A 20,458-nucleotide genomic window follows, 5' to 3' on the forward strand; every position below is an offset into this window, starting at 1 on the left:
TTTTTCGTCGTGGTTTTGATTTCCTGCGTCACTTCATCTTTGACCTTCATCTCAATTCCGAGGCTTTCTTCAACTCCATTAAATTTTTGTCCTGTACTTAGGTCATAGTTATACCAATTCACAAAAGTGTGACTACACTTCTGTGAATTAAAAGCCAAACCCTGTAAGGGTTTTAAAAACACAAAATGGCTACGCCATTTTGTGTTTTGGTATTATAGACCCAATACTTACTCACATAATAGCTCTAATGATAAGGGCGGTGCGATGCACCGCCCTTATCATTTAGTTTGACTCTAGTGGCTGTTGACTAATTTTTGGAGTCTGGCGACTACGCCACCAAGCCAGAAAAATACTGGCATTGAAAATGCTGGAATAAACTCCAGATAAAAATCCAATAATCAAAGCTAGAGAGAAAAACCTCAATGTTGTACCACCAAATAAGAAGATGGCAATCAAGGGCAATGTAGAAGTTAGGGTAGTGTTAATCGATCGCCCTAAAGTTTGATTAACCGAAGCATTGATTAGATCATTGAACTTGGTAGCACCTGCATCGATCTTCACATTTTCGCGGATGCGATCGTAAATTACGACAGTGTCATTAACTGAGAATCCGCAAATAGTTAACAAAGCCACAATAAATAAGCTGTCGATTTCCACGCCTAGCGTCAACCCAAAAATCGAAAATATACCTGCGGTAACCAAAACATCATGGAGCAGCGCAATAAGCGCGAAACTAGCATAATCAGATTGGAACCGAAATGTTAAGTAAATTCCAATACCCACGAAGGAGAGAGCCAAAGCCAACAATCCGTTATTTAGAGCTTGCTGACCGATCGCAGGACCAACTTCGTCAATTTGTGACTTTTTAGCATCAACCTCACCATATTGTTTTAGGGAATCAGTCATCGCTAAGATCAACTTGTCACGTTGTTCCGTCGATAGTCTTGCTGTTCGTACCGATACACCTTGGAGATCTTTGCCTTCAACTGATTGGATTACACTATTAGCAAAGCCTTTACTCTCGATCGCTTGCCGCACTACAGCAATATCTATTTTCTTACCGCAGGTATTGGTACTATCACAGGCTAAGCCAAGGGTAATACTCGAACCACCAGTAAAGTCGATGCCCAATCTTAAGGGCGATCCTAGCTGCTGAAAAGAAATCACCATCGCCGCCAGCCCTGCCAAAATTACGACAGAGGAAATGGAAACATAAAGGCGAGCATTCTTAATTACGTCTAATCTCATAACACCGCACCTGTAGTATTGTCGTTTTTCTTATCGCGTGCTTTTTCTTCAGCAATCGCATCTAGATCAGCAGTTGTGGAGATTTTGCCAAAAGCTTTCATGCCATAGTATTCAGGCTTGCGGAGATTAGGATTACTAATCATAGCGAGCATTAGCGATCGGCTTAAAGTAACTGCGGTAAACATACTAGTCAGTACGCCAACCCCAAGAGTTACCGCAAATCCCTTTACAAAGCCCGAACCCAGCCAGAACAAAGTCCCACAAGCAATCAAAGTGGTCACATTACTATCAAGAATGCTTGACCAAGCGCGATAAAAACCTGCTTCAACGGACTTATAAAGTGTACGTCCCGCTTTTAGTTCTTCTCTAGTGCGCTCAAAAATTAGTACGTTTGCATCTACAGCCATACCGATACTCAGGATAAAACCTGCAATCCCTGGTAAGGTCAGCACCACACCCAGCACGCTAAATGAGGCAAACGTAATCACCGCATAGGTAATCAGCGCAATATCCGCAACTACACCCAAAATGCGGTAATAAATCACCATAAAGATTAATACCAGCAATAATCCAGCAACACCTGCATAAATACTGCTGAGGATACTATCTGCACCTAAAGTCGCGCCAACTGTACGATTTTCCACAATTTCCACAGGGACTGGCAAGGCTCCAGCCCTTAATTGCAGTGCTAGTTCATTGGCACTGTCTAAGGTGAAGTTACCTGTGATAACTGCTCGACCACCAGTAATACCTTTACCTTGAAATTCGGGACCAACTGACGGAGAGCTAATTAATTTATCGTCTAGAAAAATTCCTAAAACGCGACCAGTCCCACCGATTTCGCCAGTGGTTTTAGCAAATAACTCACCGCCTTTATCATCAAAGGTCAGTGCTACTTGCCAAGAATCAGGACCATTTCCCGTTGGTGAAGCAACTGCATCTTTGAGCATATTACCCGTCAAGCCTGTTCGCTCAAAAATCCCTTTTAAGTCTTCAATACTTTTCTTATAGGCTGCTTCATTCTCCGCGATCGCCTTTTGATCAGTAGAATTTTTCAGGACTTCACGCTGAATTGTCGCCGCCTGCTGAATTTGCAATCTTACACCCAGCTCACTTTCCGTACCTTTCTTTTGCTTACGAAAATCAAGTTGAGCTGTTGTACCAATGACGCGCTCGGCTTGAGCAGGATTATTCACCCCTGGAAGTTGCACCACCAGTTGATTATTACCTGACAGCAAAATCGTTGCTTCAGAAACTCCTAAGCCATTAATGCGCTGTTCCACCACAAACTTGGCAGTTTCCATGATGCGCGGCGTAAGTTCATTAATCCCTTGTTCAGGATTGACTTTAGCTTGGAGTGTAAGCTGTGCGCCACCTCGTAAATCCAAGCCTAGCTTCGGCGGATTGCTGATGATTAGATACACAGCCCCTATTAAAATTGCCATTACAAAGGCAAGCAGGCGACTTTGTTTACCCATATTTTTTTATAGCTTTTGCGATCGCTTTTTTTGTAAAGCTATATAAAGCTTTACTCAGAGCCAGCATGAACAGAGAACATATTAAGACATCTGTCATCATACCCCACTGTAGTTGTGATTCTAAGCAAGGGAGCGCTCTACCAGCAATTCTCATTAAGAAAACAATTTTGGTATTTCCAGCACTTTCGCCACTGGAAACACCAAAATTGTTTTTTGAAAGCCCGCCAAAGGCGGGCTTTCAAAAAACTAATTTTTATAATGAGAATTGCTAGCGCTCTACTCTATGTTATTTGGCGGCACATTCTCATGACAGCTATAGCCCCTGTATCAAGACTAATCAAAACCCAAGTAGTGTGAGGCAGCGCTTCGCGCCGCCTCACACTACTTGGGTTTTATGTCCTAACAAGAATGGCGACAGCTATAGAACAGCAAAGAAGCTATGACTAATCTAAGTAATTGCACCTATTTCTTTAGAAGGAAATTTTGATCACAGTTTTGGAAGATTAGGTTCAAGGCAATTATCAATCCCCATAAATACCGCTTCCAGCAAGAAAGTTATTCAGCCTTTTAAATATTTTTCGATTTCTTTACCATTAGTTGTACAAAGCTTTGTAATACAGCCTACGCAAATTGTTGCGGGTAAAAGGTAAACTATATCAAAGCTGAAATTTAGGTTGGATTTGTGAGATCTCGGATCGAGCGAGTCTTTTCCGAAGACTGGCTAAATTATTGTATCGATCTCTTTTTGGAGCGAACTGACTGTGACTATTTACGTTGGAAATTTGTCTTATCAAGCTGCTAAGGACGACTTAACAAGCGTCTTTTCAGACTACGGCACTGTAAAGCGTGTGCAATTGCCCACCGACCAAGAAACAGGTCGGGTTCGGGGCTTCGCCTTCGTGGACATGGAGGACGATGCTCAGGAAGAAGCGGCGATCGCGGCGCTAAACGAAGCTGAATGGATGGGACGAACCCTTCGCGTTAATAAGGCTAAGCCTCGTGCTGAGCGTAGTAACGATCGCCCTAGAGGTCGTGGTTACGCCTAAGCCTAAATTAATTGCAAAAATAGCAAATTACAAACATTGGACTTGGAGATAAAAGCAGTTTTATGAGGTCGGCTAAGCCGACCTCATAAAACTGCTAGGCTCTAATCAATGTTTGTAATTTGTGTTGAAGATAATTATGGGTAAATATCTCCACGCATTAAAACTATTCTGGTCAACGGCGATCGCCGCCGAGCTCGAATATCGGATTAACTTTGCGATCGCGGCTCTGAGCAGTATTGGCAATTTGGCGGGAAGTTTGTTTGGGCTGTTTTTGTTTTATCGCACTGGTTATACTTTTGCAGGATGGCGATGGGAAGAAGCGATCGTGGTGCTGGGTATATTCACAATCTTAGAAGGGTTCTCGAGTACTTTTCTTGCGCCGAACTTAAGCAAAATTGTTGATCATGTTCAGAGTGGGACATTAGATTTTGTCCTTTTAAAACCGATTAGCAGTCAGTTCTGGCTATCGGCAAGAGCTATATCCCCTTGGGGATTCCCGAATTTAATCTTTGGTTGTGGCATTTTGCTCTATGCAGGTAACAAACTAGGATTAAGTCTGAGCAATTATCTCTGGGGCTTAATTCCGCTAACTTTTGGTTGCCTTAGTCTCTACAGTATTTGGTTCATCCTCGGTGCAACTAGCATCTGGTTTGTAAAAATTTATAACGTTACCGAAGTTTTACGCGGCTTAATGGAAGCGGGTCGATATCCGATGGCAGCCTATCCCGCCTCCTATCGCTTCTTTTTTACTTTTGTTGTACCGATCGCCTTTTTGACCACTGTTCCCGCCGAAACCCTTTTAGGGCGAGGAGAACCAATGTGGATTATGGGTTCGATGTTTTTGGCGATCGGCTTACTCTTTATTTCAAATCGTTTTTGGCGCTTTGCCCTACGTTTTTACACTAGCGCATCTAGCTAAGATTAGGAGGCTCGCTTCGCGAGCCTCCTAATCAGCAATTCTCATTATGAAACCGATTTTGGTGTTTCCAGCGCCGAAGGCGCTGGAAACACCAAAATTGGTTTTTTGAAAGCTAGCCTTCGGCGGGCTTTCAAAAAACCGTTTTTTATAATGAGAATAGCTGCCTCCTAATCTTTATGAGTTTTAATTTATCAAGCTTTTGATATGCTAATTAACACTGACTGCAAATTTATAAAGAACTATGCCTAGATCGCAACGTAATGACAACTTCGTCGATCAAACCTTTACCGTTATTGCCGACACGATTTTAAAACTCTTTCCTGCTAGTCAGAAAGAAAAAGAAGCATTTGCTTACTACCGTGATGGTATGTCGGCTCAAGGTGATGGCGAATATGCCGAAGCATTAGCTAACTATGAAGAAGCGCTCAAGCTTGAAGAAAATTCCTACGATCGCAGCTACGTGTATTACAACATGGGCTTGATTCATGCTAGCAATGGCGATCATGACAAGGCTCTAGAGTTTTATGAACAGGCGATCGACCTCAATCCGCGAATGCCCCAAGCTCTCAACAACGTAGCCGTGATTTATCATCACAAAGGCGAAAATGCTCAAGACGAAGAACAAGCCGAAGAATATTTCAACACTGCTGCTGACCATTGGGTAAGAGCGATTCGTCTAGCCCCTAACAACTATATCGAAGCCCAAAATTGGCTAAAAACTACTGGTAGAGCCGACATTAACCTATTCTTCTAGAGTTATACTCTTGCCTTCCCAAGAATAGGTATTATAAAGCGAATAATTAGTGATGCGCGGCAAAGCCACGCATCACTAATTATTCACTCAGAAGACAGTCACAGAAGATTTGCATAGTTCTTTTATCAAAATCTTAAGACAAGGGGCTTAAGCCCCTTGTTCTGATAATATTCCCCACACATATATAAAAATCATGATCGATAGAGAACAAGTTCGGCACGTTGCCCATTTAGGACGGTTGCAATTAACTGAAGCTGAAGAAATTTCTTTTACTAAGCAACTGGATAGCATTCTCGACTATTTCCAACAGCTAAATGAACTCGATCCTTTACTAGAAGGAGTAGAACCCACAACTAGAGCTGTTAATACCGTCAATATTACTCGCCCCGATCTATTGCAACCCTTTACCGATCGCGAGACCTTACTCAATTGCGCCCCCGATCGCGAAGAAGACTTTTTCCGCGTACCGCAGATTATGGGTTAAACAAACCTAGCGATCGCACCGACGATTTCAGACAGGAAATATTAACACCATACAACTATGGATACTTCAGGAAATCTCGACTCATCTTCATCTAGTTTCAACATATTGTTAGCCGAAGATAACCCTGTCAATCAGAAAGTTGCTAAACGGGTACTAACTCACTTAGGGTACCAAGCGGACGTAGTTAATAACGGTGAAGAAGCAATTAGGGCGATCGCTGATAAATCCTACGATCTGATCTTGATGGATATTCAAATGCCTGAAATGGACGGATTAGAGGCAACCAAATATATTCGTAAGCAGGAATCAGAACGACAATTGCCGCCAGTGGCGATCGTGGCGATGACCGCAAATGCGACCGATGATGATCAACATCTCTGTCGTGATGCAGGGATGAGTGGCTACATTAGCAAACCAATTCAAATCGAAAAGCTCAAAAACCTTTTGCAGCAATACGAATCCTTAAAAACACAAAAATAGAGCCTGTGCAAAGCACAGACTCTATTTTTCTAAAAAAGTTAGCGCGACGCGCTAATTTTTTGGGGTATTAAGCAACTTCTGCTTCTGCAACTTCTACAGCTACAGGTGCATAAACGCTAATTTTCTTGCGGGTTTTGCCAAAGCGCTCAAAAGTCACAACACCATCAACGGTTGCGTACAATGTGTCATCGCTACCACGACCAACGTTGTTGCCTGGGTGAAACTTAGTGCCGCGTTGACGGACTAGGATGCTACCAGCCTTAACGACTTGACCACCGTAACGCTTTACACCAAGGCGCTTAGCATTAGAGTCACGACCGTTTCTTGTACTACCTGTACCCTTCTTATGTGCCATTTGTTTTGTATCCTCTTAATATTTAAAAGATGCCCAAATAAACGAAGCAAAGCTCCGTTTATTTGTGTTTAAGCGGCTGTACCACTAAGATTGATTGCCTCAACCATAATTCTAGTCAATGGCTGACGGTGACCATTCTTTCTGCGGGTTTTCTTTTTAGGACGCATTTTGTAAACGATTACTTTTTTCGCCTTGTGATGGCGCATTACGGTAACTTCTACGCTAGCGCTATCAACGATGGGCTGACCGATGGAAATATCGCCATCCATATTGACAAACAAAACTTTATCAATGGTCAATTTACTGTCTTCTTCGGCTTCTAGTAGCTCAACGTCATAAAATCTGCCGACTTCGACGCGATATTGCTTACCGCCTGTTTCAATGATTGCGTAACTCATGGTTTTTAAGTATTCAGTAGATGCCGTACAGGTATTGGGAAATTAGTTGGAACTAGTTTCACCAATTTTCTAAATAACCCGATCCGAGCATGAAAGATCGTGCGATCTATAACTATACATGAAAGAACCAAATAAATTTTCGCGGCGCGAAAATTTATTTGCAATTCTCATTATGAAACCGATTTTGGTGTTACCAGCGCCTTCGGCGCTGGTAACACCAAAATCGGTTTTTTGAAAGTCCTCCAACGGCGGACTTTCAAAAAACCGACTTTTATAAAGAGAATTATTGATAAATTGACACTTCGTGTCACTTATCAATAATTTGGGTTTTATTTGAGCCAACCCACGCCTATAGCAGTGAGTAATAAAGCCCCAAAAACCAAGCGATAGCCTACAAACACCCAAGTCGTATGGGTTTGGAAAAACTTAAGCAACCATGCGATCGCTAAGTACGAAAAAATAACCGACGAGAATAGCCCGATCGCCAGTTGTCCCGCCCCGATATCTCCTCCAAAACCTTTCTTGGCAATACTGATAAATTCCACGACTCCGCCAATCGTAATCGCGGGAATACCTAGCAAAAACGAAAATCGGGTTGCCGCAACCCGATCTAAACCTAAAAACAAACCTGCGGTTAAGGTCGAGCCAGATCGCGACACCCCCGGAATAATCGCCATAGCCTGCGCTAAACCCATTACAATCCCATCAATTACCCGCACTCTTTGAAAATGACGCTTTGCTTTGGTTTCGCGTTGTCCCAATATCTCCGCGAGAGCCAGTAAGCTCGACATCACAATTGAGGCGATCGCGATCGCTGTCAAACTCCGCAAAGGTGAATTGTCATAATCTGGGACTAAAATTTTAATCAGCAATCCGACTAGCAATATTGGCAATGTCCCTAAGGCGATCGCCACGGCTAATTTAAATTCTTGGGACTTGTAATTTTGCGATCGGACAGCCTTGATACTACCTAACGTAATATTACTGAGATCTTTCCAGAAATAGCCAACCACCGCCGCAATACTACCAAGCTGAATCACCGCATCAAAGGATATCCCCGAATCTTGCCAGCCAAAAATTGCAGGAACTACCTTCAAATGAGCCGTACTACTAATCGGTAGAAACTCAGTCAGTCCCTGCACGATCCCCAAAATAAAAGCTTGCCAGTATTCCATAAAAATTAAAATTTAGACCAACGACATATATCACAAACTGCTAAAACCTCAAATATCACAAGCTGCTAAAACCTCAAATATAGCAATGTAAGTTTTGCTTAGGACATTAAACCCAAAAGATGAGTGGCGGCGCGAAGCGCCGCCACTCATCTTTTGGGTTTTGATTTTTGTCCGAGCTATCTCTTACATTGCTATATCACAAACTGCTAAAACCTCAAAAACCGATTTTGGTGTTTCCAGCATCAAAGCCCCTGAAAACACCAAAATCAGTTTTGAAGAAAGTCACCCGACGGGTGACTTTCTTCAAAACTGATTTTTATAATGAGAATTGCTGACACATCTACTTTTGAGGTTTCAATTTTCTGCTTTGCTGTCATAATAAAGTCTAAAAGCAATTTCTATTTAAACTGGTATAAATATATGGATTGGAGAGTATTAGTCGTATTAGGACCTATTGTTCTAGTAGCTGCTTGGGCTGCTTTTAACCTCGGCAGAGCCGTAATCAAGGGTGAAGCTTCCCTATTTGGTAAGCAAGGCAACAACCCATTTCAATAATTTCGGCGTAAAACCCAAATATTAAGAGAGGACGCAATGCGTCCTCTCTTAATATTTGGGTTTATTGTTAGGTATGCACAGTCATAAGCATACATAGCGATAAAATAAGCTAAGAAATAAACAAAACTAATCTTGTAAGGTAGCTGAAATATGGCGATCGGAGAATATAAGCCTGGTTTAGAAGGGGTTCCTGCAACCCAGTCAAATATAAGTTATGTTGATGGGAAAGCAGGTTTGCTTGAATATCGAGGTATCCGCATTGAGGATCTTTGCAAGCATAGTCATTTTCTAGAAACCAGCTACTTACTAATCTTCGGTGAACTGCCAAAAGCTACGGAACTAGAAGAATTTGAGCATGATCTTACCCATAGAAGAAGAATTAAGTATCGCATTCGCGACATGATTAAGTCATTTCCCGATAATGCTCATCCGATGGATGCACTCCAAACAAGTGTCGCCGCATTAGGGATGTTCTATCCTCTGGGTAATTTTCATGATGCAGACTACATTTATCAAGCGACAGTAAGACTGCTAGCAAAAGTACCAACGATGGTAGCGGCTTTTCATATGATGCGTCAGGGTAATGATCCTGTGATGCCCCGTGATGATTTGGACTATGCTTCTAATTTTCTCTACATGTTAAATGAGCAGGTTCCTGATCCTCTCGCTGCTCGTATTTTCGATGTGTGTCTCACTCTTCACGCCGAGCATACAGTTAATGCATCTACCTTTGCAGCTTTGGTAACCGCTTCGACGCTGACCGATCCCTATGCGGTGATGACTTCGGCGATCGGGACTTTGGCGGGTCCTTTGCATGGCGGTGCAAATGAGCAAGTAATGATGATGCTCGAAGAAATTGGCTCAGTTGAAAATGTGACACCTTACCTTGAGCGCAAAATTGAGCGTAAGGAGAAGTTAATGGGCTTTGGACATCGGATTTACAAAGTCAAAGATCCGCGTGCGATCGTTTTACAGGACTTAGTACATAAAATGTTCGACGAGTTCGGTCATGATCCTTACTATGACATTGCCCTAGAATTAGAAAAACAAGCCTTTGAGAAGCTAGCTAGTAAGGGAATTCATCCGAATGTGGATTTCTATTCAGGATTGGTTTACAAAAAGTTGGGTATTCCTAGCAATTTGTTTACGACTATTTTTGCGATCGCCCGTGTCCCTGGTTGGCTAGCGCATTGGAAGGAACAGCTTTCCGATAATCGTCTTTTCCGTCCAACGCAAGTTTATACAGGATTGCATGATGTAACTTACAAGCCAATTAGCGATCGTTAATAGATACAGCTACTAAAGATATTTCTGAGCAGCAGTATGTACAGAAATATCTTTAGAGATAATTGGTTAGTAAATTAGAAGATCCTCACAGAGTTCTTTCGTTTTGCATTGCAGTAGATCAAGACTCTTTTGCCGATCTCGCTCTATTACCAAGGTTTTTAAGATAGGTTCTAAACAAGTTTTTGCATCAGCATAACCACGTTGTTTTAATAGCTCAATGCGATCACTACTGAAATCAAGAAAAGTAATCGCATCGCCATAAAGGGGAATATCAGATTTATTGATTGTTTCATGTGGACGAATTTCAATCACTGCCTGATTGGGGAATTGATAACGGTTCCAGATTGCACCATTCTCTAGATGAATTACAATCGCGTGAGTGCATCCCTGAGCGGCTAAAGCTCCCAGTGGCACATTATCCGCAAAGCCGCCATCAACATAAATATTCCCGTTGATCTCGCGTTGAGGAAAAGCAAGGGGAATTGCTGCGCTGGCTAACAAAATATCGTAAATTTGGCGATCGCTGTTAGCAGATTGAACGTGCAACCAATGAGCATCTTGTCCCATTTTGGCGCGGATCATGTCGATTAATAGCATTGCTGGATCGTAACGGAATCTAGGGATATTTAGGGAAGGGAACACCGCAACCCATAGCTCGATACCATTGCGTAATTGTTGCGGATTGACAGCCCGACGTAAAAAATTTTCAATCGGTGCAGGGTCAAATACTGATTTTGAATTGGAGAATATGCCAACTGATTCAAGTAGTTTTGTCGCCCATGCGCCAAAGGTGGGGAGAGAGGTTTGGATGATGTAACTGGCTAGTTGAGCGATCGCTCCGCGATCAGGTTGAATGACATTGGCTGTACCTAAATCTGTCCACATCAAATCAAGCTGATTTGCCGCATTCTGAAAGTTTAAGTTAGCTGCAAGCACAGCACCATTGAGCGCTCCAATACTAGTTCCTGCGATGATGTGTGGTACAAAATCAATTTCAGCAAGATATTTGATTGCTCCTGCTTGGTATGCACCTTTTGCGCCACCACCAGCAAGGACTAAGCCAATTTTGGGAGTCATGATTTATTTTCCTAGAGAATTTCTAAACACAAGGCGATCGCTGGCAGTTTCGTGGACAATGCGCTCAATAAATTCATTTTTATCTGTCGCAGGAAAAATGAGATCGTAATCGCGGCGACATAGCTCAAAGGCAATTTTAGCGGGATCTTTTGGACGGGCTTCTTCGGGCAATGTAGCTAATTCTAAAGTTGTGCCAAGAGTGAATAGATAGGGAATTTTGGCAAGTCGGGCGGGTGGTAGCGATCGCACTTCTAGTAATGCTTGTGCTAATTCTAGGCGATCGCTTGCGGTTTCTTGATGAGCGAGATTGAGTAAAGTGGTTAAAGAGAAGCAATTATCTGGTATTTGCTTACTAGCGGTGATTAGTTGATCGATGATTTTGGGACGTAGTTGGAGATCGCTTGTCATATTTTCATAATCGGAGATTGCAAAGTCAACTATTTCCCGAATCACAAAGGCTATCTGAACTGCCCAATGAAAACCTTGATAGGTACGTCCAGATTGCCAAGCAGCAATGATTGCATCAATTTTTTGGATGGTTTCGATTCGGTAAACTCGCTGTTCTAGATTGTGAATCCGTTGCTCATGATCATTTAACTGGATTTGTAAATGTTCAGTAATTTGTTTGAGAATATCAATTTCTTGACGATGATTGCGAAGGGCGTTACGGGTTTCTAATAGCTTTGTTTGCGTAATTTCTAGAGCAACGTTACTGATTCGCAAATTGTCGGCTAGAGCTAATATCCATTGATGCAGGGATTTAATGCCGACATTGAGGTTACTGGCAATCAAGATTTGCCGATCTCGATCGCTGCCTGTAATTCCATCAAACAAGCGTCCAATAAAACCACGATTTTGACGAAAGCGGATGAGGTCATCATTTACTTGAATCCCATTAACTAAATCCACCAACACCTTATCGCTGATAATGGGGACTTGTTGCTGTAAGTCTTGTAATGATTGAGTTGCAAAGTTTGACATTGGGTTATTTATTCACTGCGATCGCTTGTTGCCAACTGGTGACGATATCTTCTTTTTTGATTCCCGCTTCGATGAGCGCATTAACTAATCCTTCCTCAAAGTTATCTTCTTCGATGATGACTTGGCGATCACTATTATCTTCCGTGACTAGACGAGCATGAAACAAAATACTATCGAACCAACTTTTTTTATTCCGACTTGTAGCAAGAACTAAAAAATGTCCAGATTCAGCATCACAAACTGGGTAGAGTTTAATTGGTTGTAAGCTAGGCTCTTCACTTGCCGCATCTTGTACTATTCTCTTGAGAATTTCTGCATATCTTAGTGAGTTATCCATTTGATAATTACCTCCTGATCTGGTTCAAAAATCAATAAGTTGATTCTACTTCGCTGGATCGCAAATTTGAAAATCAGTCTTTGAAACTGGGAAACGTATACAGCTTCACTTATGGCTAAGAACAATATTCGAGATGGTTCTTGGGTTTCCAAAGCCCATTGGTAAAGCTGAAGTTGTCCCATTGTTTTCTCAAGCTCACTGATTGCTGAAGATGAATCGAAATCTTTAACTTCAATAGCTATTTTACGCCCTTCTTTTTCGGCTGTGAAGAGCTTTTCTGCTCCTAAATCAGCCTTTAAAATTGTTTGCTCTAGTTCCAGTATCAAAGGATCATTAGTAATTGTCCACCCATCTTTTTCGAGGGTGCGGCGTAGTGCAAAATGGAGAGTGTCGCGTCTAGACATAAAGAAATTAATTAAACTGTATAGTTATTGTTTACTTTTTAGGATTTCTCCGACGTGCTTTTTTTGCTTTTCAACAGACTCCTTCAATTTTGCACTATCATTAGAAATTTTATCGAGTGCAGCTTTACGCTCTGCTTGCTTTTCAGCGTCTTGTTTATTGATGCTTATAGATTCTTGCAATGACTCCTCATATCCTTTGAGAAATTGATCAAGCTCAGAAAAGGATTTGTCAAGTACAGCCTGAAAATCTTCTTCTAAATATTCAAATACTTGCTGCTTAACCTTTGTAACTGCTGCTTCAATAGACTCATCAACATTTTGATTAACTTCATCAACAGAGACAACAAAGAAACGCTCAGTTCTACTCACTGGAACTTGTTTTTTATGTTCGTAAAGCCAGAGAGTATACCAACGGCGTTCTTTTACTGTCTTATATTCTGTATATTCCCTAGAACGAGATTTTGCTTGAATATCCAAGTTAACATCTTCTAGATATAGTTCGTCAAACATATCAGGTAATTCAAGGGTTACATTAAACTGTTTGGACAACCTACGCTGTGCTTGTTCGATGATTGGTTTAGTCTTTGTTCTAAGCAATTTTTCAATTCTATTACGCAAACCTTTAACTTCACGCCAAGCATTTTCTCTAGCAATAGACATTAAATCATTGACAATCATCTTGACAGAAGCAGTTGCAGTTTCAACAAATCTATTTGCCTCATTTGCAGACTTAAATTTAATCTCTCCTGTACCTTGATAATCTTGACCAACAAGTAGCCCTACAAGCTTTGTAAGTCCTAAGCCAGCTTTCTTAACTAGTCCTGCTTCCTTATATTCCTTTCTTCCAAAAATCCTCTTTAATTGCTCACGACTTTGAGCTTGCATATCAACTAGGTTAGAGCTTAATTTTCGCTCCAATGATCTACGAAGATCTACAACTTCTACTTTGAGATTATCGCGACAATCATTTAGTTTACGCAGATCATTTTCCAGAGCATCAATTGCTGCTTTTAACTTGGCTACATCTTGTCCAAAAGATCCTTTTTGGATATTAGTGTTATTTTGTAGATCCGTTAACCGACCACTTGCATCGTTAAGAGCGCTACTCAATGTCCGAGGTGCTGCCTGTGCTATCAAAACTGCGATCGCTCTTTCCAGAAAATCAGCAAACCCAGATTTGCTCCAAATCCTGTCAGCAGCCTTGAGCATACGCCCCATTGAAGCTTCTGGAAATTCATCTTCCCACATATCACCAAAAGCTTGCCGTGCTAACATCTCCGCAGTTTCCATTGATTGAGGTTCATCTATGTCTGGATTCATGCGATATTCACTGCGAAAATTAGAAGCATAGGCGGCACGACTAGCAGAAATTTCAAAAACACGATCTGAACTGCCTTGAATATCAAACTTGTTTTGTACAAATTCTAGGACTTGTTCTTTGGTCATATCCTTTTTACCTTTACGCAGATCAATCTTATTAACTAGGATATAGATACTGTCTTTGCCCTTGATCTCAGACACTTTATCAACGTCACTTCTTACATTCTCAGCAGCTTCTGCATTCAACTGAGTGTAATCTAACACAAGCAAAATGATAGAACTGGCTTCAAGTTGAAGTTTAACCACATTCCCCAGATTTAAATCACCAGCTTCATTCGGACCGGGAGTATCGACAATTACTAACTTACCAACACTATCCAACTTTAATCCAGAACTTTCATCTAAAAAAGGGACTTCAATACGAGGTACAGATACTAAAGACATTAATGGGTTGTCTGAAGGGACTAAAACGCCACATAGACGGACTAAATCATTGAGATCAGTTAATGATTTTTGAATTGCTTCTGTGCCTGAAACCTCTGATAAAAAAGGAATTTCTGGACTTTCACTTACATCTACTAGCAAATCTTGTAAATGTGGATATTCGGCAATATCTTCAGATGCTTGAGTTATGCCGATTGTGTTAATTTGCTCTTGTAGTTTTCGCCATGATTTTCTAAGAACGGAATAGATATCAACAAAATCATCACTTTCAGGATCTAGTTGGTAACGTAATTTGAGCTTTGGCTCTGTAACGTCTTTTGAGAAAACAATCTCAGTCGGCAATGTCGTCATTGCGGCGTTACGGCTCGGCAAAATATCTTGCCCCACGATCGCATTAATAATCGTTGACTTACCTGCCTTCATCGGAGCAGCGATCGCCATGCGTAGCTCTAAATTTTTGACCTTAGTAATCTCATTTTCGATACTTTTAGCGTGTTCCGCATAGCGGCGCTCTTTGCCATCTGATGATTCTAATTTTTTGCTTGCATAGTTCATCAAATCTCGAACTTGAGACAAAACATCAACCACAGCTTGCTGAATTGCATGGATATCAGGCTTTAGAGCGTCATTAGACATAAATTGATCACCCCTTGTATGTTGATGTTTTGAGAATTATATATGACTATAACTTGAAAATACTTAGAAATAAGAGTAAATGACAAGAATATTTCTTGATTTTAATAGCGATCGCTTAATCTCAAAGTTTAAGCACCACATCAAACTTGTTACCCCGATAACGCGCAGTTTTCAGGATTTTGGAGTTAAGTAACTGTTGAACGTTTACAGGCTTGGGTTTGCATCAGGTATTGAGCTGTACCTATTTTACAATGCGGGAGATCGCGATTAGTTATAATCTTGCCAATGGTCAATTTTTAGGAGGCGATCGCATATGGTTTTAGCAGCTACAAAGCGATATACCACAGCAGAATATTTAGCCTTAGAAGAAAAAGCGGAATTTAAGAGTGAATATATTAATGGAGAAATTATTCCGATGGCAGGTGCTTCTGCAAATCACAATATTCTGACAGGTAAGTTTCACGCTCTTCTTTTGTTAGCTTTGGAAGATCTAGAATATTCAGTCTTCATGAGCGATATGCGGCTATGGATGCCTGAATATAATCGTTATACCTATCCTGATGTGATGGTTGTCGCAGGTGAACCAGTTTTTGTTGATCAAAAACAGATGGAAGTTACTAATCCCTGTTTGATTGTGGAAATTCTATCAAACTCCACCCAAACCTATGATCATGATAGTAAATTTCGTCAATATCGCTCTATTCCTACTTTTCAAGAATATATTTTAGTTTATCAACATGGCTATGAAGTTGATCACTACGTCAAGGAGTCAGAGGATAGATGGGTATTGATGACCCATAAGGGAGAAGAATCTGTGATTAAATTAACATCCATGCATTTAGAAATCAGGTTAAAAGATTTGTATAAGCGCGTGAAATTTGATTAATTTCATCCATCCAAACTACAAAATAAATTTAATAACTGATGTTACGTGGAACTCAGATGATGAACCTCTTGCTGCTAGCATAACAGGGCAACCACGGGGGGATTGCCCCTACCTGTAAATTTTAGATCTTGTAGGGGCTGCGCCCCTGTGCCAGCCCTAGACTTACGCCATCGCAAGAATTCCTTCCACGTAACATCAGTTAATAACTTACACGAACTGGAAAACGTTACTATGAGTAACAATAAAGTTCTATTAAATTCTTTCAATGCCTGAAGTTCTGCAATCAGTCCTGCAATCAACCATTGATGGTATCGCTGTCGGCAGCATTATTGCGCTTGCCGCAGTCGGTTTAACGCTTACCTATGGCATTCTCCGCCTTGCCAACTTTGCCCACGGGGACATCCTCACCCTCGGCGCTTACCTTGCCTTTCTTGCCAATACCACCCTCAAACTTGACATTTGGTTATCGATCGCCTTTGGCAGCATTATCTCCATCGTTCTCGTCCTAATTTGCGAAAAAATCCTCTGGCAACCGTTACGCGCCAAACGCGCCACCTCAACCACGATGATGATCGTCTCGATTGGTTTAGCATTGGTGATTCGTAATGCGATCATCCTCGTATGGGGCGCAAAACCGCAGAAGTATAATCTGCCAACTTTCCCTGCGATCGATGTGTTTGGGTTAGCAATCACGCGCAATAAAATGGTGGTAATTGTCGCCGCGATCGCGATCATCGCAGGACTTTACTATCTATTGCAAAACACCAAGATCGGTAAGGCGATGCGAGCAGTTGCCGACAATCCCGAACTAGCAAAAGTAGCGGGGATCAATGTCAATGCGGTGATTATCTGGACATGGGTAATCGCAGGAGGCATGACTGCCTTTGGTGGCAGCATGTACGGATTGATTACTAATTTGCGCCCGAATATGGGCTGGTTCTTGATTTTGCCCATGTTTGCGGCGGTTATTTTGGGCGGGATTGGTAATCCCTATGGCGCGATCGCAGGGGCGTTAATTGTCGGTATTTCTCAAGAAGTTGCGACCACTTGTCCTGCGGCTTTGGGCGAACTACAGAAATACTGTATTGGCACAGAATATAAACTAGGCGTAGGTTTAGTAATTATGATTTTGGTATTGCTCTTCAAACCGCAAGGATTATTTAAAGGAACGATCTAAAAAGATGCGTAGGGGTAATTCATGAATTACCCCTACGCATCTTTTGCTTTATTGCACCAATTCACCTAAGCAATCAATCAACTCGCCCACAATAATTGGTTTGCTCAGATATCCATTTGCACCGAGGCTGATGGCTTTCTGGCGATGGCGATCGCCTGTGCGCGAAGTCAACATCACCACAGGGATCGTATACCAGAGGTCATGGGTACGAATAGTTTGGAGCAGATTAAATCCATTCACTCTTGGCATTTCCACATCAGAAATCACCATCGTCACCTTACCTTCAAGGCGACTCAGTACATCGATCGCTTCTTGACCATCACGACAGGCAATCACTTCAAAATCTAATTGTTTTAATACCCGCTCCAACATATTGCGAGTAGCGATCGAATCTTCGGCAATCACAATTGTTTTGCTTACTGTTTGATTTGCCTCTGGACGAATATTTTGATTGACCTGATTAGATATCTGCTTAGAGGCTTCATTTTTGATTTGACGGCTATTTTTTGCGTTGTTCTTTTGGACAAATACATACAAATTATCAGGAATTAAAACGGGTACTACTTGTCCTGTCCCTAAAACGGTGCAGCCAGCTAGATAATTAGGAGTTACCACACTACGATCAAAGGGTTTCAGAATTAGTTGCCGCTCTTCAATAAGCGCATCGATCGCCACGGCGATCGGCAGATCACTACGATTGAGGATTAAACAAACTTTAGAATTTAAAGAATCACTACTTTGATAGCTATAGGGTAGAGCTTGTTTGAGATGAATCAATGGGATGAACTTTTTCCGCCAAGCTATTTCCTGCGAATTATTTGTATGGAAAATGTGGGCTTCCGCATAGGGGAAAATATCTAATACATCATTGGCAGGAATGGCAATCAGGTTTTCACCGCTCGCACAGATTAATAGGGTAATCAGACTCAACCCAAGCGGCAATCGAATCGTGAAAGTAGTTCCTTGACCTTGCAATGTCTCAACTTGAATACTGCCCCGCAACCGATTGATCAGAGATCGCACAATATCTAATCCCATCCCCCTTCCAGAGATATCACTCACAATATTGCGGGTCGAAAAATGGGGCTGGAATATAAAATTGAGAATTTCCTGACGCGGAATTTTACCAATCGGGATTTCGGCTGGACAAATATTCTTTTCGACAGCTTTTTTATAGACGCTATGAAGATTAATCCCATCACCATCATCTTGAAGAGAAATGACCACTTGGTTTCCAGCAATCGTTGCCCTTAGAGTAAGCACCGCCACTTCTGATTTGCCCAAGGACAATCTGATTTCAGGGGGTTCCACACCATGATCAAAAGCATTGATTAATAGATGATTAAGCGGTGTCTGTAACTGCTCTAGAAGAACTTGGTCAATGAGAACATCTTCTCCGCGAATGACTAATTCAACTTGTTTGTTATAGCGTTGACAGAGCCGCTTTAGTTGTGGCAAAAACCGACTAGCAAGGGCTTTAAAAGGGACTAGACGTGATTGGGTAAGTTGAGCATAAAGGCGATCTAAATCTTGGCGTAAGTATTCAATTTCTTCACCCAAATCTCGATAGCTAAGATCTATATCAGCACGACTTTCTCGCACTCTGAGCAAAACCTCTTGCAGATTTTGGAGAGTACTATGGGAAGAAGAATATTTGTCAAGTTCTAATTGATCAAAATCTTCATCTATTACTTTTGTTTCTGATGCATGAGTTGCCAAATCCTCTGATTTAGCATCACTTTGAGAATTGTTAGTTGGGGTAGCGATCGCCAGTTGATCATAAACAGTTTGCACTTGCTCCTGTAAAGGAATCATCTGCAATACCAGAGCCTGTAAGTTTTTATTGGTTTGACCTAATTGTTGCTGTTGTCGCAACAGCCGCTCATGACGCAAAATCATCTCTGCAACTGTGTTGGTCATACTTTCAATTTGAGCCGAGGGAATCCGCAAGTAGGAAATGGCTTCAGTTGCCGAGGCGGCGATCGCGGAGGATTCAGTTACCGTTTGAGGCGTAGCGATCGCTTTTTCTGTTGGTGATAAAGGAATTGACTGCGGGGCTAATTCCAAGACTGCTTCTGGGACTTGTACCGATGGATATAGATATTGCAAGCGTTGCGATCGCAAGCTGCTGATCACGACTTGCACTTCGGACAAGAGACTAGCGATCGATGGTTCTTGCTGAAGATTCGCTTCAAAAGGTTCTACTATCTTAACAAGCCAATCAAGTCTTAAGGTATCGCCAAGGAGAAGACATTCATCACAAAAATATTGTAGCTCCTCTCTAATTGTCGTTTCGGATAAGGTAGAGCTAGATAATAATTGAGTTTCTACTTTCTGAATACAGGATTCCAAATCTTTTTCTAAAGAAGATATAACAATAGAACTAATCGTTGGTTGGGGATTATTTATATCTTCATTTAGAGTATTGAGATTATTCGCAACTGATTTATTGTGAGATGCGGCAATTTGAGATGTGACTTGTAATAAACTTTGAGGTTTATTTATTAGGTTTTTAGAAGGTAAGTTTTCAGATTCTCCATAGTTTCTTTCTGGAATCCTTAATGGTTCTTTTTGCTGATCCGCGACGATCGCCAATAACGTATCTAACCTGAGCAAAAGTTCTTGATCAATCTTAATGTCAGCCAAAGTATTAGTGGGTAAACTACTCGCTTGAGCAAGTACCGCCGCTACTTCATCAATACCATTACTCAAAACTTCAGCAATCGTAGTGCGATCGCAAAATTCATGATGTTGCAATATCTCCAATATATCTTCTAATTTATGGGCGAGTTCGCTAAGACTGCTCAATTCAGCGATCGCTGAGCCACCTTTGAGAGAGTGCGCCGCGTGCATCAGGAAAATATAATCAGGTTGTCCCGCTTGGATTTGGGCTAGCCCTTTCTGGAGATTAGCTAAATAGACAGGTGCATCTTCGCTAAGAAAGCATTGACGAGTTTCAATCGCAATCTCATGTAAAACCTCTGGATTTAAAGTTCTCATTGGCATAATATGGCAAA

General features: G+C 41.5%; 20 protein-coding genes. 9 read left to right on the plus strand and 11 right to left on the minus strand.

The annotated features are described in order from the left end of the window. Positions 1-282: 282 nt before the first annotated feature. On the minus strand, positions 283-1,248 hold the full coding sequence (gene secF / locus H6G05_RS07700; RefSeq protein WP_190577619.1) for a protein translocase subunit SecF: 966 nt from the start codon (positions 1,246-1,248) through the stop codon (positions 283-285). Then, positions 1,245-2,726: a protein translocase subunit SecD gene (secD, locus tag H6G05_RS07705; RefSeq protein ID WP_190577620.1), complete on the minus strand. Its 1,482-nt coding sequence runs from the start codon at positions 2,724-2,726 to the stop codon at positions 1,245-1,247. The genes secF and secD overlap by 4 nt, the downstream gene beginning before the upstream one ends. Positions 2,727-3,487: 761 nt before the next feature. Here secD and H6G05_RS07710 point away from each other — a divergent pair. The 5 genes from H6G05_RS07710 to H6G05_RS07730 all read left to right on the plus strand — a co-directional run bounded on the left by H6G05_RS07710 (position 3,488) and on the right by H6G05_RS07730 (position 6,409). Continuing rightward, positions 3,488-3,772 (plus strand): RNA recognition motif domain-containing protein, encoded by a 285-nt coding sequence (locus tag H6G05_RS07710; RefSeq protein WP_094528637.1) that lies wholly within the window; start codon positions 3,488-3,490, stop codon positions 3,770-3,772. Between the two features lie 136 nt (positions 3,773-3,908). Then, positions 3,909-4,691 carry an ABC transporter permease gene (locus tag H6G05_RS07715; protein ID WP_190577621.1) on the plus strand — a complete coding sequence of 261 codons (783 nt, stop codon included), beginning with the start codon at positions 3,909-3,911 and terminating at the stop codon, positions 4,689-4,691. 241 nt (positions 4,692-4,932) lie between these two features. Then, positions 4,933-5,445 (plus strand): photosystem I assembly protein Ycf3, encoded by a 513-nt coding sequence (locus H6G05_RS07720; RefSeq protein WP_094528635.1) that lies wholly within the window; start codon positions 4,933-4,935, stop codon positions 5,443-5,445. A gap of 193 nt (positions 5,446-5,638) precedes the next feature. Continuing rightward, positions 5,639-5,929 (plus strand): Asp-tRNA(Asn)/Glu-tRNA(Gln) amidotransferase subunit GatC, encoded by a 291-nt coding sequence (gene gatC, locus H6G05_RS07725; RefSeq protein WP_190577622.1) that lies wholly within the window; start codon positions 5,639-5,641, stop codon positions 5,927-5,929. Positions 5,930-5,986: 57 nt separating this feature from the next. Then, positions 5,987-6,409, plus strand: coding sequence for a response regulator (locus H6G05_RS07730; protein WP_190577623.1), 423 nt, complete (start codon positions 5,987-5,989; stop codon positions 6,407-6,409). A 67-nt stretch (positions 6,410-6,476) separates the two neighbouring features. On the opposite strand, the gene rpmA is transcribed toward H6G05_RS07730, so the two are convergent. The 3 genes from rpmA to H6G05_RS07745 all read right to left on the minus strand — a co-directional run bounded on the left by rpmA (position 6,477) and on the right by H6G05_RS07745 (position 8,337). Continuing rightward, a complete protein-coding gene (gene rpmA / locus H6G05_RS07735) occupies positions 6,477-6,764 on the minus strand; it encodes a 50S ribosomal protein L27 (protein WP_009629204.1) in 288 nt (95 codons plus the stop codon). Between the two features lie 68 nt (positions 6,765-6,832). Further along, positions 6,833-7,162: a 50S ribosomal protein L21 gene (rplU, locus tag H6G05_RS07740; RefSeq protein WP_094528632.1), complete on the minus strand. Its 330-nt coding sequence runs from the start codon at positions 7,160-7,162 to the stop codon at positions 6,833-6,835. Positions 7,163-7,491: 329 nt separating this feature from the next. Beyond that, positions 7,492-8,337 carry an undecaprenyl-diphosphate phosphatase gene (locus H6G05_RS07745; RefSeq protein WP_190577624.1) on the minus strand — a complete coding sequence of 282 codons (846 nt, stop codon included), beginning with the start codon at positions 8,335-8,337 and terminating at the stop codon, positions 7,492-7,494. Between the two features lie 420 nt (positions 8,338-8,757). Here H6G05_RS07745 and H6G05_RS07750 point away from each other — a divergent pair, with 420 nt between their 5' ends. Continuing rightward, a complete protein-coding gene (locus H6G05_RS07750; protein ID WP_190577625.1) occupies positions 8,758-8,892 on the plus strand; it encodes a photosystem II protein Y in 135 nt (44 codons plus the stop codon). 150 nt (positions 8,893-9,042) lie between these two features. Next, complete coding sequence (locus tag H6G05_RS07755; RefSeq protein ID WP_190577626.1) at positions 9,043-10,179, plus strand: citrate synthase; 1,137 nt, start codon at positions 9,043-9,045, stop codon at positions 10,177-10,179. A gap of 66 nt (positions 10,180-10,245) precedes the next feature. Here the strand turns inward: H6G05_RS07755 and H6G05_RS07760 are convergent, their stop codons facing one another. The 5 genes from H6G05_RS07760 to H6G05_RS07780 are packed head-to-tail and all read right to left on the minus strand — an operon-like array spanning position 10,246 to position 15,378. Further along, complete coding sequence (locus H6G05_RS07760; protein ID WP_190577627.1) at positions 10,246-11,256, minus strand: patatin-like phospholipase family protein; 1,011 nt, start codon at positions 11,254-11,256, stop codon at positions 10,246-10,248. Positions 11,257-11,259: 3 nt separating this feature from the next. Continuing rightward, the gene (locus H6G05_RS07765) at positions 11,260-12,237 is read right to left on the minus strand and encodes a diguanylate cyclase regulator RdcB family protein (protein WP_190577628.1); all 978 of its coding nucleotides are present in this window, start codon (positions 12,235-12,237) and stop codon (positions 11,260-11,262) included. Positions 12,238-12,241: 4 nt separating this feature from the next. Next, positions 12,242-12,574, minus strand: a complete 333-nt coding sequence (locus H6G05_RS07770) for an element excision factor XisI family protein (RefSeq protein WP_190577629.1) — start codon at positions 12,572-12,574, stop codon at positions 12,242-12,244. Then, on the minus strand, positions 12,559-12,978 hold the full coding sequence (locus H6G05_RS07775) for a XisH family protein (protein ID WP_190577630.1): 420 nt from the start codon (positions 12,976-12,978) through the stop codon (positions 12,559-12,561). The genes H6G05_RS07770 and H6G05_RS07775 overlap by 16 nt, the downstream gene beginning before the upstream one ends. Before the next feature lie 24 nt (positions 12,979-13,002). Beyond that, positions 13,003-15,378 carry a dynamin family protein gene (locus tag H6G05_RS07780; protein ID WP_190577631.1) on the minus strand — a complete coding sequence of 792 codons (2,376 nt, stop codon included), beginning with the start codon at positions 15,376-15,378 and terminating at the stop codon, positions 13,003-13,005. 313 nt (positions 15,379-15,691) lie between these two features. Here H6G05_RS07780 and H6G05_RS07785 point away from each other — a divergent pair, with 313 nt between their 5' ends. Together H6G05_RS07785 and H6G05_RS07790 are read left to right on the plus strand one after the other, a co-directional pair. Beyond that, positions 15,692-16,264: a Uma2 family endonuclease gene (locus tag H6G05_RS07785; protein ID WP_190577632.1), complete on the plus strand. Its 573-nt coding sequence runs from the start codon at positions 15,692-15,694 to the stop codon at positions 16,262-16,264. A gap of 265 nt (positions 16,265-16,529) precedes the next feature. Beyond that, positions 16,530-17,441, plus strand: coding sequence for a branched-chain amino acid ABC transporter permease (locus H6G05_RS07790; protein ID WP_190577633.1), 912 nt, complete (start codon positions 16,530-16,532; stop codon positions 17,439-17,441). Between the two features lie 48 nt (positions 17,442-17,489). On the opposite strand, the gene H6G05_RS07795 is transcribed toward H6G05_RS07790, so the two are convergent. Then, a complete protein-coding gene (locus H6G05_RS07795; protein ID WP_190577634.1) occupies positions 17,490-20,441 on the minus strand; it encodes a hybrid sensor histidine kinase/response regulator in 2,952 nt (983 codons plus the stop codon). Positions 20,442-20,458 lie beyond the last annotated feature (17 nt).

Origin of the sequence: Phormidium tenue FACHB-1050 (assembly GCF_014696925.1) — a bacterium.
Lineage (GTDB): Bacteria > Cyanobacteriota > Cyanobacteriia > Pseudanabaenales > Pseudanabaenaceae > Pseudanabaena.

Coding starts and splice junctions, on each gene's coding strand:
- H6G05_RS07790 (WP_190577633.1), top strand. CDS start 16,530: ATGCCTGAAGTTCTGCAATCAGTCCTGCAATCAACCATTGATGGTATC.
- H6G05_RS07730 (WP_190577623.1), top strand. CDS start 5,987: ATGGATACTTCAGGAAATCTCGACTCATCTTCATCTAGTTTCAACATA.
- H6G05_RS07770 (WP_190577629.1), bottom strand. CDS start 12,574: ATGGATAACTCACTAAGATATGCAGAAATTCTCAAGAGAATAGTACAA.
- H6G05_RS07720 (WP_094528635.1), top strand. CDS start 4,933: ATGCCTAGATCGCAACGTAATGACAACTTCGTCGATCAAACCTTTACC.
- H6G05_RS07750 (WP_190577625.1), top strand. CDS start 8,758: ATGGATTGGAGAGTATTAGTCGTATTAGGACCTATTGTTCTAGTAGCT.
- H6G05_RS07760 (WP_190577627.1), bottom strand. CDS start 11,256: ATGACTCCCAAAATTGGCTTAGTCCTTGCTGGTGGTGGCGCAAAAGGT.
- H6G05_RS07795 (WP_190577634.1), bottom strand. CDS start 20,441: ATGAGAACTTTAAATCCAGAGGTTTTACATGAGATTGCGATTGAAACT.
- secF (WP_190577619.1), bottom strand. CDS start 1,248: ATGAGATTAGACGTAATTAAGAATGCTCGCCTTTATGTTTCCATTTCC.
- rplU (WP_094528632.1), bottom strand. CDS start 7,162: ATGAGTTACGCAATCATTGAAACAGGCGGTAAGCAATATCGCGTCGAA.
- H6G05_RS07785 (WP_190577632.1), top strand. CDS start 15,692: ATGGTTTTAGCAGCTACAAAGCGATATACCACAGCAGAATATTTAGCC.
- H6G05_RS07745 (WP_190577624.1), bottom strand. CDS start 8,337: ATGGAATACTGGCAAGCTTTTATTTTGGGGATCGTGCAGGGACTGACT.
- secD (WP_190577620.1), bottom strand. CDS start 2,726: ATGGGTAAACAAAGTCGCCTGCTTGCCTTTGTAATGGCAATTTTAATA.
- gatC (WP_190577622.1), top strand. CDS start 5,639: ATGATCGATAGAGAACAAGTTCGGCACGTTGCCCATTTAGGACGGTTG.
- rpmA (WP_009629204.1), bottom strand. CDS start 6,764: ATGGCACATAAGAAGGGTACAGGTAGTACAAGAAACGGTCGTGACTCT.
- H6G05_RS07775 (WP_190577630.1), bottom strand. CDS start 12,978: ATGTCTAGACGCGACACTCTCCATTTTGCACTACGCCGCACCCTCGAA.
- H6G05_RS07780 (WP_190577631.1), bottom strand. CDS start 15,378: ATGTCTAATGACGCTCTAAAGCCTGATATCCATGCAATTCAGCAAGCT.
- H6G05_RS07765 (WP_190577628.1), bottom strand. CDS start 12,237: ATGTCAAACTTTGCAACTCAATCATTACAAGACTTACAGCAACAAGTC.
- H6G05_RS07755 (WP_190577626.1), top strand. CDS start 9,043: ATGGCGATCGGAGAATATAAGCCTGGTTTAGAAGGGGTTCCTGCAACC.
- H6G05_RS07715 (WP_190577621.1), top strand. CDS start 3,909: ATGGGTAAATATCTCCACGCATTAAAACTATTCTGGTCAACGGCGATC.